The 3,269-nt window shown below is 56.7% G+C and carries 3 protein-coding genes and 1 pseudogene; 2 read left to right on the forward strand and 2 right to left on the reverse strand.

The features are described from left to right. Positions 1 to 536: pseudogene (locus HFM78_RS16160) on the forward strand (RNA-guided endonuclease InsQ/TnpB family protein); the annotation flags it as partial. 192 nt (positions 537 to 728) lie between these two features. Here HFM78_RS16160 and HFM78_RS05490 read toward each other — a convergent pair. Continuing rightward, a complete protein-coding gene (locus tag HFM78_RS05490) occupies positions 729 to 1,253 on the reverse strand; it encodes a phycobiliprotein lyase (protein WP_287128419.1) in 525 nt (174 codons plus the stop codon). Positions 1,254 to 1,338: 85 nt separating this feature from the next. On the opposite strand from HFM78_RS05490, the gene HFM78_RS05495 reads away from it, so the two are divergent. After that, the gene (locus tag HFM78_RS05495) at positions 1,339 to 2,277 is read left to right on the forward strand and encodes a PLP-dependent cysteine synthase family protein (RefSeq protein ID WP_287128420.1); all 939 of its coding nucleotides are present in this window, start codon (positions 1,339 to 1,341) and stop codon (positions 2,275 to 2,277) included. A gap of 16 nt (positions 2,278 to 2,293) precedes the next feature. Here HFM78_RS05495 and HFM78_RS05500 read toward each other — a convergent pair. Continuing rightward, positions 2,294 to 3,269, reverse strand: a 976-nt coding sequence (locus tag HFM78_RS05500) for a TonB-dependent receptor domain-containing protein (RefSeq protein ID WP_287128421.1), incomplete at its 5' end; no start/stop codon positions are given.

Genomic DNA, 3,269 nt, shown 5'->3' on the forward strand with positions numbered 1-3,269 from the left:
ACGGCGGGTGTCCAGGAAGAAGAAGGGGAGCGCAAACAGGCTAAAAGCTCGTAAGCGTCTAGCCCGTCAACACTTAAAAGTCTCCAGGCAGCGTAAAGACTTTGCTATTAAAACAGGCACGGTGCGTAGGGGTCCGGCACCGGACCCCTGTCCAGTCCAACGACTTGGTAGCCATTGAGGACTTGAAAGTGCGGAACATGGTCAAGAACCATCACTTAGCCAAGTACATTAGTGATGCTAGCTGGTCAATGTTCAGAACATGGTTGGAATATTACGGCAAAGTGATGGGGCGGGTAGTCATTGCTATGGCACCCCACTACACTAGTCAAGAATGTTCAAGCTGTCATGCCATTGTGAAAAAGTCGTTGTCTACGCGCACCCATGCTTGTCAGTGTGGCTGTGTATTAGACCGTGACCACAATGCAGCCTTGAATATTCTGGCAGCAGGATTACAAAGTACCCAGGGGCACTGGGAAACGTCAACGCTTGGGGAGAGCATAGCCCACGACAGAGGGCAATCCGATGTTGCAAGCTAACTCGTGGAACCAAGAGCTGGGCGGTACCGCCCAGCTATCCCCCGGCTAAAGCCGTGGGGAGTGTCAACCCTCAAGTCCTGTTCTTACCCTTGATGGCGACTTCACGAGCTATCGTAAAAATCGTCATCAGCCTATTTACGTCGTCATGCCCTAACCATCCTGACCCAAGCCTTTTGACCCATCGGGAAGGAATTAGACGCGTTGCTCAATCCCAAAGCCAATCAGAAGCGGTTCCGTTAGGACGGGGGCACGGCGGTAGTTGAGGATGCGGCGTAGGCGGAGGTCGGGATTGACAAAGGTAATTGAGTCCACCGAGACCACTTGGGTGTAGGGCGTGGTCATCAACATCTCACTGCGGTCTGGGTCATAGCGAAAGTGGGCAGCAATCGGGCGTTGCTCCTCGTAGGCGCGGTCGCGGAGATACACCCCTTCAATCGGGTCCGCCTGAGTCGGGACAAAGAGGATATTGAGACTCATCGCCGTCTTCTCGCCCGTCTCAGAGATCGTGTCGAAGTCAAGGTGAAACCCGCCCGTATAGCCCGTGGGCGTGGTCTGTTGGTTATCCTGGAGGACTTGGGCGCGGGCGGTGTCACTCAGGGGCGTGATGTAGTAATTGGTGTGGGAGCGTTCACTGCGCTGCTCGGGTAAATAATGGTAAGTCCGTTCGATAGTCCAACGGCCCATACAAAGGTCAAAAAATTGGTTCAGCGGCAACATTAAGTAGGCCGGACACTGAATAAATTGTATGACCCCTTAGCCAATCGGGGAACAGTACAATGGGATAAATCTACGGAAAGCCCTGATGGTCCTCGCCCAGCACCCCAGCCGCATCCCGCTGGCCCACGATGTCACCAGTCTCGTCGGCAATACGCCCCTGATTCGTCTCAAGCGGGTCGTCGAAGATTTTGCGCCCGGTGTGGAAGTCTATGGCAAGGCTGAATATTTCAATCCCGGCGGTTCAGTGAAAGACCGTCCGGGTCTCAATATGATCCTCCAGGGAGAGCGCAGCGGTCAGCTCACCCCCGGCAAAATAATTCTTGACGCCACCTCAGGAAATACCGGGATTGCCTACGCTTGGATTGCCGCCGCCAAGGGCTACCGGGTGAAACTCGCTCTCCCCGCCAATGCCTCCGAGGAACGCAAACGTATTCTCAATGCCTATGGAGTCGAACTCGTCCTGACGGACCCGGCTCTTAGTTCCGATGGGGCCATCCTCAAGGCCCGCGAACTCTACACCCAGAACCCGGACCTCTATTTTTATCCCGACCAGTACAGTAATCCCCACAACTGGCGGGCCCACTACCTGACCACGGGGCCGGAGATTTATGAACAAACCCAGGGCCGAGTTACGCATTTCGTGGCGGGGCTGGGGACCTCGGGGACCTGCATGGGTGTGGGGACCCGGCTCAAGGAGCACAACCCCCAGATTGAAATTCTTGCCATGCAGCCCGATTCCCCCTTTCATGGCCTCGAAGGACTCAAGCATATGGCGACTGCCCTCGTCCCGGCCATCTATGATCCCCATGTTCCCACCCAGCAAGTAGAAGTCTCCACCGAAGACGCGCAGCGGATGGTCAAGCGATTGGCCCGCGAAGAGGGCTTACTTGTGGGCATCTCCGCCGGGGCGAATGTGGTTGCGGCCCTGCGGGTTGCCCAGACCCTCACGGCGGGTGTGGTGGTGACGATCTTCTGTGATAGTGCGGATAAGTACCTCTCGGAGCGGTTCTGGGACGAAGCCTAGCTCCGAGTAGTACAGCTTAGAAGGTGGCCTCCGCCCCGATGCGAAACGTCGTACCTGGACTGGTGTAACCTAAAATGCCAGGGACTTCTTGGTAGATCGTATTAAAGATATTGAAGAGACCGCCCGTCAGCGTAACAGCGGGGGTAATTGGGACACGGGTGGTTAGGTCCCAGGTAGAATAGCTCGGCGCACTGACTACCGCTCCTCGGAAGGGTTGTTCGCCCTCGTACCTAGCACTCAGGGCCGCCGTCAGACCAGGGGAAGTGTAGGTTACCCGGAAGCCTGTATTATTCCAGGGCGTGCCAGGGAATTGATAGCCATAGAAAAAGCCCCCCTGAGTCGGACGACCAATCTGGTCCTGGGGGTCCACGCCGTAGACTCCGACCGGACGAGCATCGGTGAAGGTCTGGGAGACAAACACCTGCCAGTTTTTGTCCAGCTCCCAATCGAAAGTCATCTCCCAACCCGTCGCCAGCGTGGCTTGGGCGTTGATGGCTTGGTTACGGGGACGGTCCTCAAAGACTTGGGCACTGAGGATGGTATTGGTCAGGTCAATGCGGTAGTAGGTGGCGCGAAACAGGGCACTGGGGCTGAGAGCCACGTCTAGCCCGATATCGTATCCGACCCCGATTTCCGGGACGAGATCCGGGTTAGGCCGCCGGGAATTGCTGGTCAAGTAGAGTTGGGTCAGCCCCGGTGCCTTGAAACTCTGCTGCCAGTTGACCTTAAAGCCAAAGGGCGCGGTGGCGGGATTGGCACTGCCGAAGTTGTAGCGCAGTCCGGCTCCCGACGTGGTAAAAGTCCCGAACTGGCTGTCATTGGTCAGGCGCGAACCGAAGTTTACGATTAACGCGCCCTCATAGAACTTGAGGTCCTCGGTCAGATACAGTGCCCAGCGCGAAATTTCCTGGGAGAAGGGGACAAAGGGACGACGGCTATCCCCGAGGTTGGCATCGTAGACGATGGTGGGGTCGGGGAGGGGGACATTGAGG

The organism is Candidatus Cyanaurora vandensis (assembly GCF_013285555.1).
Lineage (GTDB): Bacteria > Cyanobacteriota > Cyanobacteriia > Gloeobacterales > Anthocerotibacteraceae > Cyanaurora > Cyanaurora vandensis.